Origin of the sequence: Mesorhizobium sp. M8A.F.Ca.ET.021.01.1.1, from assembly GCF_003998025.1 — a bacterium.
Lineage (GTDB): Bacteria > Pseudomonadota > Alphaproteobacteria > Rhizobiales > Rhizobiaceae > Mesorhizobium.
This window is the reverse complement of sequence record NZ_RZSJ01000060.1, coordinates 1-17,525: the sequence shown is the minus strand read 5'-3', so window position 1 is coordinate 17,525 and position 17,525 is coordinate 1. Positions and strand designations below refer to the sequence as shown.

At 63.2% G+C, this 17,525-nt stretch carries 18 protein-coding genes; 14 read left to right on the top strand and 4 right to left on the bottom strand.

All coding sequences use genetic code 11. The features are described 5' to 3' along the window. Both EOA36_RS38120 and EOA36_RS07755 read right to left on the bottom strand, forming a co-directional pair. On the bottom strand, positions 1-166 hold a 166-nt coding region (locus EOA36_RS38120), incomplete at its 3' end, for an SDR family NAD(P)-dependent oxidoreductase (protein ID WP_127276540.1). Beyond that, entirely contained in the window at positions 163-492 is a 330-nt protein-coding gene (locus EOA36_RS07755; RefSeq protein ID WP_127276538.1) for a nuclear transport factor 2 family protein, read from the bottom strand. The genes EOA36_RS38120 and EOA36_RS07755, both read right to left, overlap by 4 nt. A gap of 79 nt (positions 493-571) precedes the next feature. On the opposite strand from EOA36_RS07755, the gene EOA36_RS07750 reads away from it, so the two are divergent. After that, a complete protein-coding gene (locus EOA36_RS07750) occupies positions 572-949 on the top strand; it encodes a winged helix-turn-helix transcriptional regulator (protein ID WP_127276536.1) in 378 nt (125 codons plus the stop codon). A 6-nt stretch (positions 950-955) separates the two neighbouring features. On the opposite strand, the gene EOA36_RS07745 is transcribed toward EOA36_RS07750, so the two are convergent. Beyond that, positions 956-1,648: a GntR family transcriptional regulator gene (locus EOA36_RS07745; protein ID WP_167531415.1), complete on the bottom strand. Its 693-nt coding sequence runs from the start codon at positions 1,646-1,648 to the stop codon at positions 956-958. Between the two features lie 69 nt (positions 1,649-1,717). Here EOA36_RS07745 and EOA36_RS07740 point away from each other — a divergent pair, with 69 nt between their 5' ends. From EOA36_RS07740 to EOA36_RS07675, 13 genes are all read left to right on the top strand, one after another. Beyond that, positions 1,718-2,611: a dihydrodipicolinate synthase family protein gene (locus tag EOA36_RS07740; RefSeq protein WP_127276532.1), complete on the top strand. Its 894-nt coding sequence runs from the start codon at positions 1,718-1,720 to the stop codon at positions 2,609-2,611. 182 nt (positions 2,612-2,793) lie between these two features. Then, positions 2,794-4,044: an FAD-dependent oxidoreductase gene (locus EOA36_RS07730; RefSeq protein WP_189522201.1), complete on the top strand. Its 1,251-nt coding sequence runs from the start codon at positions 2,794-2,796 to the stop codon at positions 4,042-4,044. Between the two features lie 31 nt (positions 4,045-4,075). Further along, positions 4,076-5,077: a 4-hydroxyproline epimerase gene (locus EOA36_RS07725; RefSeq protein ID WP_127276528.1), complete on the top strand. Its 1,002-nt coding sequence runs from the start codon at positions 4,076-4,078 to the stop codon at positions 5,075-5,077. A 336-nt stretch (positions 5,078-5,413) separates the two neighbouring features. Beyond that, a complete protein-coding gene (locus EOA36_RS07720) occupies positions 5,414-6,316 on the top strand; it encodes a branched-chain amino acid ABC transporter permease LivH (protein ID WP_127276526.1) in 903 nt (300 codons plus the stop codon). A 4-nt stretch (positions 6,317-6,320) separates the two neighbouring features. After that, a complete protein-coding gene (livM, locus tag EOA36_RS07715; RefSeq protein ID WP_127276524.1) occupies positions 6,321-7,916 on the top strand; it encodes a high-affinity branched-chain amino acid ABC transporter permease LivM in 1,596 nt (531 codons plus the stop codon). Next, positions 7,916-9,394, top strand: a complete 1,479-nt coding sequence (locus tag EOA36_RS07710; protein WP_127276522.1) for an ATP-binding cassette domain-containing protein — start codon at positions 7,916-7,918, stop codon at positions 9,392-9,394. The genes livM and EOA36_RS07710 overlap by 1 nt, the downstream gene beginning before the upstream one ends. Beyond that, positions 9,394-10,122, top strand: a complete 729-nt coding sequence (locus EOA36_RS07705; protein ID WP_127276520.1) for an ABC transporter ATP-binding protein — start codon at positions 9,394-9,396, stop codon at positions 10,120-10,122. The genes EOA36_RS07710 and EOA36_RS07705 overlap by 1 nt, the downstream gene beginning before the upstream one ends. 16 nt (positions 10,123-10,138) lie before the next feature. Then, positions 10,139-10,486, top strand: coding sequence for a DUF6867 family protein (locus tag EOA36_RS07700; protein ID WP_127276518.1), 348 nt, complete (start codon positions 10,139-10,141; stop codon positions 10,484-10,486). Between the two features lie 137 nt (positions 10,487-10,623). Beyond that, positions 10,624-11,742, top strand: coding sequence for a branched-chain amino acid ABC transporter substrate-binding protein (locus EOA36_RS07695; RefSeq protein WP_127276516.1), 1,119 nt, complete (start codon positions 10,624-10,626; stop codon positions 11,740-11,742). Between the two features lie 290 nt (positions 11,743-12,032). Beyond that, positions 12,033-15,491: a pyruvate carboxylase gene (gene pyc, locus EOA36_RS07690; protein WP_127276514.1), complete on the top strand. Its 3,459-nt coding sequence runs from the start codon at positions 12,033-12,035 to the stop codon at positions 15,489-15,491. Between the two features lie 161 nt (positions 15,492-15,652). Then, the gene (locus tag EOA36_RS07685) at positions 15,653-15,913 is read left to right on the top strand and encodes a DUF2312 domain-containing protein (RefSeq protein WP_027053014.1); all 261 of its coding nucleotides are present in this window, start codon (positions 15,653-15,655) and stop codon (positions 15,911-15,913) included. Between the two features lie 48 nt (positions 15,914-15,961). After that, on the top strand, positions 15,962-16,402 hold the full coding sequence (locus EOA36_RS07680) for a hypothetical protein (protein ID WP_127276512.1): 441 nt from the start codon (positions 15,962-15,964) through the stop codon (positions 16,400-16,402). Positions 16,403-16,412: 10 nt separating this feature from the next. Next, positions 16,413-16,658, top strand: a complete 246-nt coding sequence (locus EOA36_RS07675) for a hypothetical protein (RefSeq protein ID WP_335930840.1) — start codon at positions 16,413-16,415, stop codon at positions 16,656-16,658. A 129-nt stretch (positions 16,659-16,787) separates the two neighbouring features. On the opposite strand, the gene msrB is transcribed toward EOA36_RS07675, so the two are convergent. Continuing rightward, positions 16,788-17,192 carry a peptide-methionine (R)-S-oxide reductase MsrB gene (gene msrB, locus EOA36_RS07670; protein WP_027141754.1) on the bottom strand — a complete coding sequence of 135 codons (405 nt, stop codon included), beginning with the start codon at positions 17,190-17,192 and terminating at the stop codon, positions 16,788-16,790. Positions 17,193-17,525: the final 333 nt, after the last annotated feature.

Sequence of the window (17,525 nt, the reverse complement as noted above, 5' to 3'; positions counted from 1 at the left end):
CCGGTGATCCGGCGTCGGGCGAACGGGCTGTCGTCGCGACCGTTGCACCTGCTGCGGCAAGCCGGTGAACGATAGCTTCGCCGGCGCCTTTGGTGCCGCCGGTGACCAGCACGCGCCTGCCCCGGAACTCCTGGTCATCGATCGCGAATGTCTGCCGGATGGTCATAGGCCAATCTCCAGTTTCGCGATCCGGTCGCCGCCCAGCGTGAAATTGTAGTGGAGCGTTATCGGGCTGCCGGGGAAGTCACCGGAGACGATACCGGCGATCCGCCATGCGTTGGCTGTGACACCGGCCTCCTTCACCTCGACTGTCGCGTGATATTTGTCGGTCGTACTTTGCATCCACCTGCGGATCGCTTCGGTTCCGCGATGGGTCTCGCCTTCGTCCTTGACGATGGCGTCCAGCGTGAAAGGCGCGAGCATCGCGCCGATGTCGTGGCGGTTGTTGGCGGCGAAATAATCCGCCAGCGGCGGAGGAAGGGTCACGGTCACGGTTTGTCTCCAATTGGATGCCGCCGTCTGTGGGAGGGGGCGGCTGTTGTCGGCCGCTAAGATGAGGTATGCTGGAGAAATGACAAGAACCGACGAAAAAGTAAGGTACTTACCCGAAAGTGAGGCTGAGACGCTGACGCCGCTCTCCGCAGCGAGCGGTGTGGAAAACGTGCTACGCATCCTCGAGGGCCGTTGGAAGCTGGTGATCCTGTTCCATCTGTTCGGCGGCAAAGTGCTGCGCTTTTCAGACCTCGAGCGGGCGATACCGGCTATTTCGCAGAAAATGCTGATCCAGCAGCTCCGGCAGATGGGCGCCGACGGGATTGTCCGCCGTATCGTTCACCATCAAGTACCGCCAAAGGTCGAGTATTGCCTGACCGATTGGGGTCAGGCCCTGTGCCCGGCTCTCGATGCCCTGTTGAAATGGGCGGCGCAAAAGGGCTCCGCCGACGCCTGACCGAGCCTATCGTGTCGCAGCCACCTCGGCATGGCCGCGCAGCAGCGCCATCAGCTTCTTGGCGTCCTTGGCGGCGCCCTCCTCGTCGCCGTCGAGGATCGAGCGGATCAACGCGACATGGTGCTCAGCGGATTCCGCCAGCCCGGTGTCCGCCTTGTAGCGGAACCAGAAGCGGCGGCTGTGGGTCTGCAACGGGGCGGCCAGCCGGGCGGCGAACGGATTGTCGGCGGCCAGCGCCAGCGCTTCGTCGAGCGCCTTGTCGGCCTGGATGAAGGCAAGCACATTGCCCGAGATCACCGCCTTCTGCATGGCAAGCGCGGCCTCGTGAAACAGGTCGGCGGCTTCGCGGGTGACGAAGCGTGCGGCCGATCGTGCCAGCACCACCTCGACGCCGCGCCTGGCGTCGAGCACGCGCAGCCAGTCGCCGGGATGCAGCGGTGCGATCGCGATGCCGGCACGCGGCCTGACATCGAGCAGTCCCTCCCAGGCCAGCCGCTGGATCGCCTCGCGCACCGGCGTGCGGCCGAGCGCCAGCCGCTCGATCAGGGAGCCCTCGGTGACAAAACTCGCCGGCGCCAGTTCGAGCGTCACGATCATGTGTTCGAGGACGCGATAAGCCCTGGTCGCCGCGGGCTCGGACACGGTGCTTGCTTCCATGGATATCAAAGGCGGTCTCCTGATATATCTAAAATATATCATAACAGATTCCGCATTGACAGCGGCTTTCCTAACAGATATACGGCTGATATATCAGATGGAGAGATAGTCATGTGGACCGGAGTTTTCCCCGCCGTCACGACCAAATTCACCGCCGACGACCGGCTCGATCATGCCGAGATGGAGCGTTGCTTCAGCCTGCAGATGGAGGCCGGCTGCGACGGCATCATCGTCTGCGGCTCGCTTGGCGAGGGGCCGATGCTGTCGCCTGACGAGAAGATCGAGGTGCTGAAGACCGCGCAGAAGGTCGCTGGCAAGAAGCCGGTGCTGCTGACGGTCAACGAGGCCGGCACCCGCGAGGCCGCCAGCATCGCCAGGCGCGCCGCCAAGGAAGGCGCCAACGGCCTGATGGTGGTGCCGAGCCCGATCTATCATACCAACGCGGAAGAGACCGTGGCGGCGCTGCGCGCCGTGGCCGAGGCCGGCGACCTACCGGTCATGATCTATTCCAATCGGCTCGCCTACCGCGTCGATGTCACCGTCGACCAGATGGAGGAGCTTGCGTCGGACAAGCGTTTCGTCGCCATCAAGGAATCCTCCGACGACATCCGCCGCTCGACCGAGATCATCAACCGCCTGGGCAGCCGCTACGACCTGTTCACCGGCGTCGACAATCTCGCCTTCGAGGCGCTGTCGGTGGGCGCCATCGGCTGGGTGGCTGGCCTGGTCACCGCCTTCCCGCGCGAGACCGTCGCCATCTACCAGCTGATGAAGCAGGGACGCCGCGAAGAGGCGCTCGCCATCTACCGCTGGTTCCGGCCGCTGCTCGACCTCGATGTCTCGACCTATCTGGTGCAGAACATCAAGCTTGCCGAAGTGTTCGCCATCAACACCAATGACCGCGTGCGCATGCCGCGCATGCCGCTGTCGGGCGAACGCCGCAAAGCGGTCGAGAAGATCGTCAAGGATGCGCTCGCGGTGCGGCCGACGCTGCCGCAGTTCTGAATTGGCGATGGCCCAGGCCCCCTCATCCGGCCGCTTCGCGGCCACCTTCTCCCCAAGGGGAGAAGAGTTCGCCAGCGTTGGCGTCAGCCTCTTCTCCCCAGCGGGGAGAAGGTGGCCCGAAGGGCCGGATGAGGGGGCTGGCACGGAGAAGCGAGAGAGGGCGTTTTGCACTGTGCGCCGCCATGAGTAACAATGCCGTAATCGACATCGCCATCATCGGTGGCGGCATCATCGGCATCTGCGCGGCGGCCTTCCTTGCCGAGGCGGGACTGGATGTCACGGTCTTCGACCGCACCGGTATCTGCGAGGAGACGAGTTCCGGCAACGCCGCCGCCTTCGCCTTTTCCGACGTGCTGCCGCTGGCGCACAAGGGCATGATCCGGCAGCTGCCGAAATGGCTCGCCGATCCGCTCGGCCCGCTCAGCATTCCGCCCGTCTACCTGCCGAAGCTGCTACCCTGGCTGGTTCGCTTCTGGCGCGCCGGCGCGCCAGGGAAATACGAGGCGAGCCTGGCGGCGCAGTCCGGCATGATGAAGCTTGCTGAGGCCGAGTGGATGGATCTGCTCGATCGTTCCGGCACGCGGCCGATGCTGCGTGAGGACGGTTCGCTCGAGCTCTATGAAAGCGAAGCCGAGTTTCGCGCCTCGATGTCGGGCTGGGCGGCGCGCGAGCGCTTCGGCATCGGCTTCCGGCACGTCGAGGGCAAGGACCTGGCGGACTTGCAGCCGGGGCTGTCACCGCGTTTCGTCAGGGGCACCTTCGTGCCGGGATGGAAGACGGTCGCCGATCCAAAACTGCTCGGCAAGGCCGTGTGGGCCTACGCGCAGTCCAAGGGTGCCCGTTTCGAGATGGCCCGCATCGACCGGGTCGCCGCCGGTCAAGACGGCGCGACACTGACGCTGGCAGACGGCTCGAACAGGCAGGCCAGGCACCTCGTCATTGCCGCGGGCGCCTGGTCGCACCTGCTGGCGCGGCAGCTCGGCGACCGCATTCCGCTGGAAACCGAACGCGGCTACAACACGACATTGCCGAGAGCCGCGTTCGACGTGAGGCGGCAACTGATCTTCTCCGGCCACGGCTTCGTCATCACCCCGCTCGACACGGGCCTGCGCGTCGGCGGTGCCGTCGAGCTTGGCGGCATCGAACGGCCGCCCAATTTCAACAGGGCGAAAGCGCTCTTGCGGAAGGCGCAGGCATTCCTGCCGGGGCTCGATCCCACGGGCGGACGCGAATGGATGGGGTTCCGGCCCTCGCTGCCGGATTCGGTCCCCGTCATAGGCAAGGCAGCGCGAAGCCGGTCGGTCATCTATGCCTTCGGCCACGGCCATCTCGGCCTGACCCAGGCTGCGGCAACCGGGCGGTTGATCAGGGAATTCGTTCTGGGGCAGACTTCGTCCGTCGATCTGGTCCCCTTCAGCCCACAACGATTTTGATTTTTTCGGGTTTTGATTTTCGAGGAGCGACATGGCCAAGAAATCCTTCTTCTGCATCGACGGTCACACCTGCGGCAACCCGGTGCGGCTGGTCGCCGGCGGCGGCCCGCTGCTGCAGGGCTCGACAATGATGGAACGGCGCGCGCATTTCCTCGCCGAATACGACTGGATCCGCACCGGCCTGATGTTCGAGCCACGCGGCCATGACGTGATGTCGGGCTCGATCCTCTATCCGCCGACGCGCGAGGACTGCGACATCGCCATCCTGTTCATCGAGACTTCAGGCTGCCTGCCCATGTGCGGCCACGGCACCATCGGCACGGTGACGATGGCCATCGAGCACGGGCTGATCGTGCCGAAGACGCCTGGCGTGCTCAGGCTCGACACGCCGGCCGGCCTCGTCATCGCCGAATACAAACAGGTCGGCGAGTATGTCGAGGAGGTGCGCATCACCAACGTGCCGTCGTTCCTCCATGCCGAAGGGCTGACGGTCGAATGTCCAGGCCTCGGCGAGATTACGGTGGATGTCGCCTATGGCGGCAATTTCTACGCCATCGTCGAGCCGCAGGCGAAGTATCGCGGCATGGCGGATTATTCGGCCGGCGACCTCATCGCCTGGAGCCCGGTGGTGCGGCAACGGCTCAACGAGAAATATACCTTCGTGCATCCGGAAAACCCAGGGATCAACCGGCTGTCGCACATGCTGTGGACCGGCAAGCCGACGGTCGAGGGCGCGGATGCGCGCAATGCCGTCTTCTACGGCGACAAGGCGATTGATCGCTCGCCCTGCGGCACCGGCACCTCGGCGCGCATGGCGCAGCTCCATGCCAAAGGCAAGCTCAAGGCCGGAGACGCTTTCGTCCATGAATCGATCATCGGGTCGCTGTTCAAGGGCAAGGTCGAAAAGGAGGTCAACTTGGCCGGGAAGCAGGCAATCATCCCCTCGATTGGCGGTTGGGCGAGGATGACCGGACTGAACACCATCTTCATCGACGACCGCGATCCGTTCGCGCATGGTTTTGTGGTCAAGTAGGGAGAATCCTGACCCTACGGAAAGGAGTGTGACGAAAAAACGAACCGTGTCAGGAACGCAACGATTCTTCTCATCACCTAATTTTGACGGTGATTTCTTCGAAACGGAGCGCATGATGAGGCGCAATCGTCAAAGACATTGCGTTATGCCAATGATAGGGTCCGCGATAGTCCAGGGGCTGGGTGGAAAAAACGGGCGATCGGGAAGGCGTGGTTGGAAACACGCGGAGCGATCAAAAAAAATCACGTTGCAATCCGGCCTCGAAACTTTACGACTAGGGGAAATACGAAAAGGAATGCGTCTGCATGGGCGACATTCCAGGGGAGCCATGTACACATGCAGTACTTCGTCCAGCAGCTTATCAATGGGCTGACGCTGGGATCGATCTATGGGCTGATCGCGATCGGCTACACGATGGTCTACGGCATCATCGGCATGATCAATTTCGCCCATGGCGACATCTTCATGGTGGGCGCTTTCACGGCGCTGATCGTCTTCCTCATCCTCGGCGCGCTGTTTTATTCGGTGCCCGTGGTCATCGCGCTGCTGGTCATGATGATCGTGGCGATGCTGCTCACCAGCCTCTACAACTGGACGATCGAGAAAGTGGCCTACCGGCCGCTGCGCGGTTCGTTCCGGTTGGCGCCGCTGATCACCGCCATCGGCATGTCGATCGCGCTGTCGAACTTCGTCCAGGTGACGCAAGGGCCGCGCAACAAGCCGATCCCGCCGATGGTCAGCCAAGTCTACAACATCAACGGCGTCAGTGTGTCGCTGAAGCAGATCATCATCGTCATCGTCACAGCTTTGCTGCTGGCGGTGTTCTGGTACCTGGTCAACAAGACCTCGCTTGGCCGGGCGCAACGCGCCTGCGAGCAGGACCGCAAGATGGCGGCACTGCTGGGCATCGACGTCGACCGCACCATCTCGATCACCTTCATCATGGGTGCGGCCCTTGCCGCCGTCGCCGGCACGCTTTTCCTGATGTACTACGGCGTCATCGCCTTCTCCGACGGCTTCGTGCCGGGTGTGAAGGCCTTCACGGCTGCGGTGCTTGGCGGCATCGGCTCGCTTCCGGGGGCCGTGCTCGGCGGACTGCTGATCGGCTTCATCGAGAGCATGTGGTCGGCCTATTTCTCGATCGACTACAAGGATGTCGCCGCCTTCTCGATCCTGGCGATCGTCCTGATCTTCCTGCCTTCCGGCATATTGGGCCGGCCAGAAGTCGAAAAGGTCTGAGACCATGGCCGTAACCGTATCTCCAGAGCGCGACACCGTCGCCAGTCCCGTGCAGCGCGCCCTGCGCGAGGCCTTCTATGCCGGCGCCATCGCGCTTGGCCTGTTCGTGCTGTTCATCGGCCTCAAGACCGACCAGAACATGTCCAACGAACTGGTCGTGGTGCAGCGCTGGGGCCTGCTTGCCGCGGTGGTGATCGCCACCGCCGTCGGACGCTTCCTTTACGTTGCCTACGGCCAGCCCTTCATGGCCAACCAGAAGGTCGCCAACGTGACCACCGGCCTCATGCCGGCAAGCGTGGCATCCCGCTTCTTTACCCTGCCGGCCTTCATCGGAGCGGCGGTCGCCATGGTGCTGCTGTTCGTGTTCAACAGCTCTCTCGCCGGATGGGTTGGGGCAGAGCCGGCCGGCTATCTGCAATTCCTGCGTGCCCTGTCGGTCATCTATGTGCTGGCCTGCGTGATCTATTACTTCCGCGCCTTCATCCATGCCAACTTCACCAAATTGGGCATCTCGGCCCTGGTGCTGTACCCGATCCTCGTGGTCGCCGTGCTGTCGCTCAACGCCTGGTCGATCACCGGAGGGCTGCAGGGTTCGTTGAAATGGGTCGATAATTTCGGCATCCAGATCCTGATCTATGTGATGCTGGCCTGGGGACTGAACATCGTCGTCGGCCTCGCCGGTCTGCTCGATCTCGGCTACGTCGCTTTTTATGCGCTTGGCGCCTATGCCTATGCGCTTCTGGCCACGCATTTCGGCCTGTCGTTCTGGATATTGTTGCCCGCCGCGGGCGCCATGGCAGCGCTCTGGGGGGTGCTGCTCGGCTTTCCCGTGCTGCGCCTGCGCGGCGACTATCTGGCGATCGTGACGCTCGCTTTCGGCGAGATCATCCGCCTCGTGCTGATCAACTGGCGCGAGGTCACCAATGGGTCGGCCGGCATCTCCGGCATTCCCAAGGTCAGCTTCTTCGGCCTGATGACCTTCAACGTGTCGGACCCGAACTACATCGCCAAGGTGCTGAACATCGCCACGTCCAGCGCCTACTACAAGATCTTCCTCTACTACCTGATCCTTGGGCTCTGCCTGTTAACCGCCTTCGTCACCATCCGGCTGCGGCGCCTGCCGGTCGGCCGCGCCTGGGAAGCCTTGCGTGAGGACGAGATCGCCTGCCGCTCGCTGGGCATCAACACCACCACGACCAAGCTCACCGCCTTTGCCACCGGCGCCATGTTCGGCGGTTTTGCCGGCTCCTTCTTCGCCGCCCGGCAAGGTTTTGTCAGCCCGGAATCCTTCGTCTTCCTGGAATCGGCCATTATCCTGGCCATCGTCGTCCTTGGCGGCATGGGCTCGCTGGTCGGCATCGCCGTCGCCGCGATGGTGATGATCGGCGGCACCGAGGCGCTGCGCGAACTCGATTTCCTCAAGCAGGTCTTCGGGCCCGATTTCACACCGGAACTCTATCGCATGCTTCTGTTCGGCATGGCCATGGTCATCGTCATGCTATGGAAGCCGCGCGGCTTTGTCGGCAGTCGTGAACCAACCGCCTTCCTTAAGGAGCGAAGGGCTGTCTCAGGCTCCTTCACCAAGGAGGGCCACGGCTGATGAATGCGACCACGCAAATGAACGACGCCATCCTGCAGGTCGAGCATCTGTCGATGAAGTTCGGCGGTCTGGTCGCCATCGGCGACCTGTCCTTCACCGCCAGGCGCGGCGAAATCACCGCGCTGATCGGTCCCAACGGCGCCGGCAAGACCACGGTGTTCAATTGCATCACCGGCTTCTACAAACCGTCGGAAGGCATGATCACGCTCAACCGGGCCGACGGTTCCAGCTACCTGCTGGAACGGCTGCCCAACCACGAGATCCCGGCGCGAGCCAAGGTGGCGCGCACCTTCCAGAACATCCGCCTGTTCTCGGGCATGACGCTGCTGGAGAACCTGCTTGTCGCCCAGCACAACAAGCTGATGAAGGCTTCGGGCTATACGATCCTGGGCCTGTTCGGCTTCAGCGGTTACCGCAAGGCCTCGGCCGAATCGGTAGAGCTTGCCAAGCACTGGCTGGAGAAGGCCGATCTCGTCGATCGTGCCGACGATCCGGCAGGCGACTTGCCCTATGGCGCGCAGCGGCGGCTCGAAATCGCGCGCGCCATGTGCACCGGTCCTGAGCTGCTGTGCCTCGACGAACCGGCGGCCGGCCTCAACCCGAAGGAATCGGCGGCTCTCAACGAACTGCTGATGGGAATCAAGCATACGACCGGCACCTCGATCCTCTTGATCGAGCACGACATGTCCGTGGTCATGCAGATTTCCGACCACGTCGTGGTGCTGGAATATGGCCGCAAGATCTCCGACGGCAATCCGCAGTCGGTGCGCACCGATCCGCGCGTCATCGCCGCCTATCTCGGCGTCGATGACGAGGAGGTCGAGACCGTGCTCACCGAAGTCGGCGACGAGGACGTCATCGAACAGCTCGATATCGGCCCCGACTCCACGCATGGCCCGGGGACATCGGCGTCGTATCTGGCCGGGCCGGTGAGCGACACCGTCGGCCATAGCGAAGGCGAACGGGTGACCGTGTCGAAAGGCGCCTCGAAGGCAGCGCAGGTCGACGCCCGCGCCGCCACCGTGGCAAGCAGGCCTGTCGCGCCGACCCCGACGCCGGCCAAATCCGCCGCGAAGAAGGCGGCGCCAAGGAAAACGGCCGCAAAGGCGCCTGCCACGAAGGCCGAAGGTGTTTCGAACCGCCTCGCTGCCCCCCGTGGCGGCAAGGCCGACAATCTGACCCGCATCAAGGGCATCGGTACGGTCAACGAGAAGAAGCTCAACGAACACGGCATCTTCCACTTCGACCAGATCGGCGCCTGGAAGAAGGCCGACGTCGAGGCGGTCGAGGCCTATCTCGACTTTGACGGGCGCATCGCGCGCGAGGAGTGGGTCAAGCAGGCGAAGCTGCTCGGTCAGGGCAAGGATACGGAATTCTCGCGCCGCGTCGATGCGGGCAAGGTGGCGACGAGTCATGCTTCCGGCAAGGCCGCGAGCACAGGCAAGCCCGTTCAGGGCAAGCGTGGAGGGGGCAAGTGATGGCCACGACAACGCTGCTCGATATCAAGGGCGTGGAGACCTACTACGGCAACATCCGGGCGCTGAACGGCGTCAATGTCACCGTCAAGCAAGGGGAGATCGTGGCGCTGATCGGCGCCAACGGCGCCGGCAAGTCGACGCTGATGATGACCATCTTCGGGGCCCCACGCGCCCGCACCGGCACCATCACCTTCGCCGGGACCGATATCACCCAGCTGCCGACGCACGAAATCGCACGAATGCGCATTGCCCAGTCACCCGAGGGCCGGCGCATCTTCCCGCGCATGACGGTGATGGAAAACCTGCAGATGGGCGCCAGCCTCGACAACCTCAAATATTACGGCGAGGACGTCGAGAAGGTGTTCACGCTGTTCCCCAGACTGAAGGAGCGGATCGCCCAGCGTGGCGGCACCTTGTCGGGCGGCGAACAGCAGATGCTGTCGATCGGACGCGCATTGATGGCGCGGCCGAAACTGCTGCTGCTCGACGAGCCGTCGCTGGGCCTGGCGCCGCTGATCGTCAAGCAGATCTTCGATGCCATCCGCGAATTGAACCGCACCCAGGGGCTGACCGTGTTCCTGGTCGAGCAGAACGCGTTCGGCGCGCTCAAGCTCGCCACGCGCGGCTATGTCATGGTCAACGGCAATGTGACGATGAGCGGCACCGGCAAGGAGCTGCTCGCCAATCCGGAAGTGCGCGCCGCCTATCTCGAAGGCGGACATCACTGAGTTCAGGAGACTTCCCATGCAAGGCATTCTCTACGAGGAACCGTCGATCTGGCAGTTCTTCTTCGTCACCTGCCTGCTCGGCGGATGGGCGGCATGGATGACCGGCAAGGCCAGCGCCCAGACATGGCGCAGCTTCATCCAGCTGTTTGCCTATCTGCTCGGGCTCGGCATCGGCATCCGCTTCATCCATCACGCGCTGTTCGACGGTACGATGTTCTCGCTGCATTACTATATCGTCGACACAGTCGTGCTGATGATACTGGGCTTTGTCGGCTATCAATACACACGAACCCACCAGATGGTCACACAGTATAATTGGCTCTACGAAAGAGCTTCAATCTTGAGCTGGAAACCGAAAGGTTGACGGTCATCATTAACGCCGCGTCAGGGATGAATCGGCGTGACAAGTGCCTGAAAATCGGCAAACTATGCTTTCTGCGATAAGGGTGGGCATCGCATGAAAGCTTCATCCACGCCCACTCCGTTAATGGGAGCGTTTAAATGAAAAAGTCACTTTTGTCCGCCGTGGCCCTGACCGCGCTCGTCGCGTTCGGCGGCAACGCGTGGGCTGATGTAATGTTCGCCGTCGCCGGACCGATCACCGGTCCGAACGCGGCCTTCGGCGCGCAGCTGCAGAAGGGCGCGGAAGCGGCGGTCGCCGAGATCAATGCCAAGGGCGGAATCAACGGCGAGCAGATCAAGCTCGAAATCGGCGACGACGTCTCCGACCCGAAGCAGGGCATCTCGGTCGCCAACAAGTTCGTCGGCGACGGCGTCAAGTTTGTGATCGGCCACTTCAACTCCGGCGTGTCGATCCCGGCCTCCGAAGTCTACGCCGAAAACAACATCGTCGAAATCACGCCGGCCGCAACCAACCCGAAGTTCACCGAGCGCGGCCTGTGGAATGTGTTCCGTACCTGCGGACGCGACGACCAGCAGGGCAGCATCGCCGGCGGCTACATCGCCGCGAACTTCAAGGATGCCAAAGTCGCCGTGATCCATGACAAGACCCCTTATGGCCAGGGCCTCGCGGACGAAACCAAGAAGGCGATGAACGCCGCGGGCATCAAGGAAGTGATGTATGAAGGCGTCAATGTCGGCGACAAGGACTTCTCGGCGCTGATCGCCAAGATGAAGGAAGCCGGCGTCACCCTGATCTACTGGGGAGGCCTGCACACCGAAGCCGGCCTGATCATCCGTCAATCCGCGGACCAGGGCCTCAAGGCACCGATGATGTCGGGCGACGGCATCGTGACGGACGAACTCGCCGCGATCGCGGGCGACGCCGTCGCCGGCACGCTCAACACGTTCGGCCCCGACCCGCGCCTGATCCCGGCCAACAAGGAGCTCGTCGAGAAGTTCCGCGCGCAGGGTTTCGAGCCGGAAGCCTACACGCTCTACGCCTACGCCGCCGTGCAGGTGGTCGCCGAGGCAGCTGCCGCCGCCAAGACGAACGATCCGCAGGCCGTCGCCAAGGCGATGCATGAAAACGGCCCGTTCCCGACCGTCCTGGGCGATCTCGCCTATGACGCCAAGGGCGATCCGAAGCTGCCGGGCTACATCATGTACGAATGGAAGAAGAAGGACGACGGCAAGTATTCCTGGTTCCCGAAGTCGTAATTCATTCGGATCCGAAACCAAACGATGCCCGGCGCCTCGCGCCGGGCATTTTCTTTGATGCCCGCTGGCGCCGTGACACCCCTGCCAGCGTTCCTTAGCCAGCCGGGAAGATCGCATCCAGGATCGAAATTGTCGCCATTGTTCCGCCCATACGGACGAATGCATGCGAGTGTTGGCCGAATAATTGATTTAAATCGGTTTAAACCAACGTCGATTTTGTTTGCACTGCAGCATTTTCACGCTAATCATTGCCCCGATTTCCCGTCCCTTCCGCTGCTGGAGCCCAGTCCTTGGCCATCACGAAGATCCTCGTCGCTAACCGGTCAGAAATCGCCATCCGCGTCTTTCGCGCGGCCAATGAGCTGGGCCTCAAAACCGTGGCGATCTGGGCCGAGGAAGACAAATACTCACTGCATCGCTTCAAGGCCGACGAAAGCTACCAGGTCGGGCGCGGTCCGCATCTCAAAAAGGACATGGGGCCGATCGAGAGCTACCTGTCGATCGAGGAGGTGATCCGCGTCGCCAGGCTTTCGGGCGCCGACGCCATCCACCCCGGCTACGGGCTCCTGTCGGAAAGCCCCGAATTCGCCGAAGCTTGCGCGCAAGCAGGCATCACCTTCATCGGACCGAAGCCCGACACGATGCGGCGCCTGGGCAACAAGGTCGCCGCGCGCAATCTCGCCATCGAGGTCGGCGTGCCCGTGGTGCCGGCCACCGAGCCGTTGCCTGACGATATGGAGGCGGTCAAGGAACTTGCCAAGACGGTCGGTTATCCGGTCATGCTCAAGGCCTCGTGGGGCGGCGGCGGGCGCGGCATGCGCGCCATCCGTTCCGAGGCCGACCTCGCCCGCGAGGTCATGGAAGGCAAGCGCGAGGCGAAAGCCGCCTTCGGCAAGGACGAGGTCTATCTCGAAAAGCTGATCGAGCGCGCCCGCCATGTCGAAGTGCAGGTGCTTGGCGACACGCACGGCAATGCGGTGCATTTGTTCGAGCGCGACTGCTCGATCCAGCGCCGCAACCAGAAGGTCGTCGAGCGCGCGCCAGCGCCCTATCTCAGCGAGGACCTGCGCCAGGAACTTTGCGGCTACGCGCTGAAGATCGCGCGCGAGACCAGCTATATCGGCGCCGGCACCGTCGAATTCCTGCAGGATGCCGATACCGGCAAGTTCTATTTCATCGAGGTCAATCCGCGCATCCAGGTCGAGCACACCGTCACCGAAATGGTGACCGGCATCGACATCGTGAAAGCGCAGATACACATCCTCGACGGCTTCGCCATCGGCACGCCGGAATCGGGCGTGCCGGCGCAGCGGGACATCCGGCTGAACGGCCATGCCTTGCAGTGCCGCATCACCACGGAAGATCCCGAACACAATTTCATCCCGGACTATGGCCGCATCACCGCCTATCGCGGCGCCACCGGCTTCGGCATCCGTCTGGATGGCGGCACGGCCTATTCCGGCGCGGTCATCACCCGCTTCTACGATCCGCTGCTGGAGAAGGTCACGGCCTGGGCGCCGACACCGGCCGAGACGATCGCCCGCATGAACCGCGCCTTGCGCGAATTCCGCATCCGCGGCGTCGCCACCAACCTCACCTTCCTCGAAGCGATCATCAATCACCCGAGCTTCGCCGACAATTCCTATACGACGAAATTCATCGATACGACGCCGGAGCTGTTCCAGCAGGTCAAGCGCCAGGACCGCGCCACCAAGCTGCTCAACTATCTGGCCGACGTCAGCGTCAACGGCCATCCCGAGACACGCGGCCGGCCGACGCCGAAGGCAGACGCGGCGCCGCCCGTGGTGCCCTATCTCAACGGCAATGTGCCGAGCGGCAGCAAGCAGAAACTCGACGTGCTCGGGCCGGAGAAATTCGCCGCCTGGATGCGCGAGCAGAAGGAAGTGCTGGTCACCGACACGACGATGCGCGACGGCCACCAGTCGCTGCTCGCCACCCGCGTGCGCACGCATGACATCGCCGGCATCGCCGGCACCTACGCGCGGGCGCTGCCGCAACTTCTTTCATTGGAATGCTGGGGCGGCGCCACTTTCGACGTCGCCATGCGCTTCCTCACCGAGGATCCATGGGAACGGTTGTCGCTGGTGCGGGAAGCCGCCCCCAACCTGTTGCTGCAGATGCTGCTGCGCGGCGCCAACGGCGTCGGCTACACCAATTACCCCGACAATGTCGTGCAGCATTTCGTCAAGCAGGCAGCGGCGGGCGGCATCGACCTGTTCCGCGTCTTCGACTGCCTGAACTGGGTCGAGAACATGCGTGTCGCCATGGACGCCGTGGGCGCCGAGGGCAAGCTGATCGAAGCGGCGATGTGCTATACCGGCGACATTCTCGATCCGGCGCGGGCCAAGTACGACCTGAAATATTATGTCGGGCTGGCCAGCGAATTGCAGGCCGCCGGCGCCCATATCATCGCGGTCAAGGACATGGCCGGCCTGTTGAAGCCGAGTGCCGCCCGCGTGCTGTTCAAGGCGCTGCGCGAGGCGACCGACCTGCCGATCCATTTCCACACCCACGACACATCGGGCCTGTCGGCGGCAACCGTGCTGGCGGCGGTGGAAAGCGGTGTCGACGCCATCGACGCGGCGATGGATGCCTTTTCCGGCAACACTTCGCAGCCATGTCTGGGTTCGATCGTCGAAGCGCTGAAGGGCACCGAACGCGATCCGGGCCTCGACCCGCAATGGATCCGGAAAATCTCGTTCTACTGGGAAGCGGTGCGCAACCAGTACGCCGCCTTCGAGAGTGACCTGAAAGGTCCAGCTTCCGAGGTCTACCTGCACGAAATGCCGGGCGGGCAGTTCACCAACCTCAAGGAACAGGCGCGTTCGCTCGGGCTGGAGACACGCTGGCACGAAGTGGCGCAGACCTATCATGACGTCAACCTGATGTTCGGCGACATCGTCAAGGTGACGCCGTCCTCGAAGGTCGTCGGCGACATGGCGCTGATGATGGTGAGCCAGGATCTGACCGTTGCCGATGTCGAGAATCCGGCCCGCGACATCGCCTTCCCGGACTCGGTCGTCTCGATGCTGCGCGGCGACCTCGGCCAGTCCCCGGGCGGCTGGCCGCAGGTGCTGCAGAAGAAGGCACTGAAGGGCGACAAGCCGATCACGGCGCGGCCCGGTTCGTTGCTCAAGCCGGCCGACCTCAAGAAGAGCCGCAAGGAGATCGAGGACAAGCTCGAGCGCAAGCTGTCGGAGTATGAGTTCGCCTCGTGGCTGATGTATCCGAAGGTGTTTTCCGACTTCGTCGCCGCCCAGGAAACCTACGGCCCGGTCAGCGTTCTGCCGACGCCGACCTATTTCTACGGCATGAAATCGGAAGACGAGATCTTCGTCGACATCGAAAAGGGCAAGACCTTGGTCGTGCGCTGCCAGGCGTTCGGCGATGTCGACGACAAGGGCATGGTCACCGTGTTCTTCGAGCTCAACGGTCAGCCGCGGCGTGTGAAGGTGCCCGACCGCGCGCATGGCGCTTCCGCCGCCAAGGCGCGCCGCAAGGCCGAGCCCGGCAATGAGGCGCATGTCGGAGCGCCGATGCCGGGTGTGGTTTCGGCGCTCGCGGTTGCCGCCGGCCAGGCGGTCAAGGCCGGCGACGTGCTGCTCTCCATCGAAGCGATGAAGATGGAGACGGCATTGCATGCCGAGCGCGACGGCACGGTCGCCGAGGTTTTGGTCAAGGCCGGCGACCAGATCGATGCCAAAGATCTGCTGATAGCCTTCAGCTGATCTGCGCCCTGGCCGCGTGGCTGTCCGCATCATGGCGGCAGCCTCGGTTCCTTCATCGATAACAGCTTGACCCGCCGCCCGTGGTCGGGCATCGAACCGGCTCAAATTTGCCGCCGCTGCTTTCCGAGTCGCGGGGCAGGACCGTTCCTTTGGAGAAAAAAATGGCCGACGATATCACCGAGACCAGCCAGACTGTTGCCGCCGGCCAGCTGCGTGCCTTGATCGAGCGCATCGAGCGGCTCGAGGAAGAAAAGAAGACGATCGCCGACGACATCAAGGAAGTTTTCGCCGAGGCCAAGGGCACCGGCTTCGACACCAAGGCAATCCGCACCATCATCCGGCTGCGCAAGAAGGACCAGGCCGAACGCCAGGAAGAGGACGCCATCCTCGATCTCTACATGGCCGCGCTCGGCATGGAGTAAGGCTCACGGCCGGCGCCCGATGCGGTTGCCGGAGATACGGTTCGAACCATGAGCGAATTCGACTTCGGCGGGCGTCGCGCCTCGGAATTCCGCCATCGCGGCTTCTGGTCGCTGTTTGCCGAACGGCATCCGGAAGAAAGAGCCCGGCTGGCGCGGCGTGGGCCCTGGTTCTGGCAGCGCGGGCTGCCGGATTTCGCTTTGGTGCTTTCGATGTATGTCGCGCCGGCGCAGAACCATGTCGGCGTCTTCTTCGGCCGCAACGAGAAGTTCGGCGCCACGGACTCATGGTCGCGGCTGAAACCGTTTCAACCGGCGATCGAGGCCATGCTGAAGCTCAAACCCGAACAGAGCTGTGAGGGGCTCGGCATCAACTCGATGTGGCGGGGGAACTGCTACTCCGAGGACAATTGGCCGGCCATGACCGACTGGCTGGTGAGGGAGTGCTCACGCTTCGAGGAAGCCGTGACCGACGTTCTGGGGCAGAGATAGGTCGCCGGTGATGACGGACTTTTTCCGTACGCGCTGGAGAGGCGAAGCGCCGCTCGACCGCCTGTTCTGGCGCGACACGCTGCTTGTCGGCACCTTGATCAGCGTCGCCTCGTCGGCGCTGGCGCTTGCCCTGCTCGGGCTGAAGCTGCCGCTCTGGCTGGTGCTGATGGTGCATTTCCTGCCTGTGCCCTACAACGTCTTCCTGACCATTGCGGTCTGGCGCACGGCCGAGGCCGGCGGCTTCAAGGCCAACTGATGATGCTTGGCTCGGCGCTTTGGTTGATTGCGACGGCAGTCGCCTGAGCAGCGACACACTTTCCTGGAATTGCTCCATACGAAAAAGGGCGGCAGGAGCCGCCCTTCGCGAGAGATGTTGACGCCTTGCTCAGGCCGCCGGCTCGAATTTCAGCGCCACGCCGTTGATGCAGTAGCGCAGGCCGGTCGGCGGTGGGCCGTCCTCGAAGACATGGCCGAGATGGCTGCCGCAACGAGAGCAGTGGCACTCGGTCCGGACCATGCCGTAGCTGCGGTCAACGGTGTTCTCGACCGAGCCCGGAACGGGATCGTTGAAGCTCGGCCAGCCGGTGCCGCTTTCGAACTTCAGCGTGGATTGGAACAGCGGCTGGTCGCAGCCGACGCAGGAAAAAGTGCCGGCACGCTTCTCATAGAGCAGGGCGCAGCTTCCCGGCCGCTCGGTGCCGTGGTTGCGCATGACCGCGTATTGCTCCGGCGTCAGCCGGGCGCGCCATTCGGCATCGGTGCGGGTGACGGGGTAGGTGTGGGTGTCCATTTGATCTCCTCAGCCTTGTCAGCTCGTTCTTGGTTGCAACCGGATATTCGCCCCAACATAGGCATTTGTTACAGACCTGCCCAGTGCCTGGCATTGTAAGGTCGAATCGCTTGCTAGCTTTCGGCGTCTGTGCTGCCCCTCACCTGCCTGCCGGCATCCTCTCCCCGTACAGTGACGGGGAGAGGGGTGCTCCCGTCGCCGGTTTCGCCAATCGCCGGCATTGCAAGATGGGCATCGAGGCCACGGCCAGCTTCCTTCTCCCCGTCACTATACTGGGAGAAGTGCCCGGCAGGGCGATAAGGGGCAGCGCCAACCTTGTCCTGTATCTCGGAC

What these genes read in the sequence shown, in the direction of transcription:
- EOA36_RS07720 (WP_127276526.1), top strand. Translation starts at nt 5,414, where the DNA reads ATGCAGTACTTCGTCCAGCAGCTTATCAATGGGCTGACGCTGGGATCG.
- EOA36_RS07700 (WP_127276518.1), top strand. Translation starts at nt 10,139, where the DNA reads ATGCAAGGCATTCTCTACGAGGAACCGTCGATCTGGCAGTTCTTCTTC.
- EOA36_RS07675 (WP_335930840.1), top strand. Translation starts at nt 16,413, where the DNA reads ATGACGGACTTTTTCCGTACGCGCTGGAGAGGCGAAGCGCCGCTCGAC.
- EOA36_RS07750 (WP_127276536.1), top strand. Translation starts at nt 572, where the DNA reads ATGACAAGAACCGACGAAAAAGTAAGGTACTTACCCGAAAGTGAGGCT.
- EOA36_RS07680 (WP_127276512.1), top strand. Translation starts at nt 15,962, where the DNA reads ATGAGCGAATTCGACTTCGGCGGGCGTCGCGCCTCGGAATTCCGCCAT.
- EOA36_RS07695 (WP_127276516.1), top strand. Translation starts at nt 10,624, where the DNA reads ATGAAAAAGTCACTTTTGTCCGCCGTGGCCCTGACCGCGCTCGTCGCG.
- EOA36_RS07730 (WP_189522201.1), top strand. Translation starts at nt 2,794, where the DNA reads ATGAGTAACAATGCCGTAATCGACATCGCCATCATCGGTGGCGGCATC.
- EOA36_RS07705 (WP_127276520.1), top strand. Translation starts at nt 9,394, where the DNA reads ATGGCCACGACAACGCTGCTCGATATCAAGGGCGTGGAGACCTACTAC.
- EOA36_RS07740 (WP_127276532.1), top strand. Translation starts at nt 1,718, where the DNA reads ATGTGGACCGGAGTTTTCCCCGCCGTCACGACCAAATTCACCGCCGAC.
- EOA36_RS07745 (WP_167531415.1), bottom strand. Translation starts at nt 1,648, where the DNA reads ATGATATATTTTAGATATATCAGGAGACCGCCTTTGATATCCATGGAA.
- EOA36_RS07685 (WP_027053014.1), top strand. Translation starts at nt 15,653, where the DNA reads ATGGCCGACGATATCACCGAGACCAGCCAGACTGTTGCCGCCGGCCAG.
- EOA36_RS07725 (WP_127276528.1), top strand. Translation starts at nt 4,076, where the DNA reads ATGGCCAAGAAATCCTTCTTCTGCATCGACGGTCACACCTGCGGCAAC.
- msrB (WP_027141754.1), bottom strand. Translation starts at nt 17,192, where the DNA reads ATGGACACCCACACCTACCCCGTCACCCGCACCGATGCCGAATGGCGC.
- EOA36_RS07710 (WP_127276522.1), top strand. Translation starts at nt 7,916, where the DNA reads ATGAATGCGACCACGCAAATGAACGACGCCATCCTGCAGGTCGAGCAT.
- livM (WP_127276524.1), top strand. Translation starts at nt 6,321, where the DNA reads ATGGCCGTAACCGTATCTCCAGAGCGCGACACCGTCGCCAGTCCCGTG.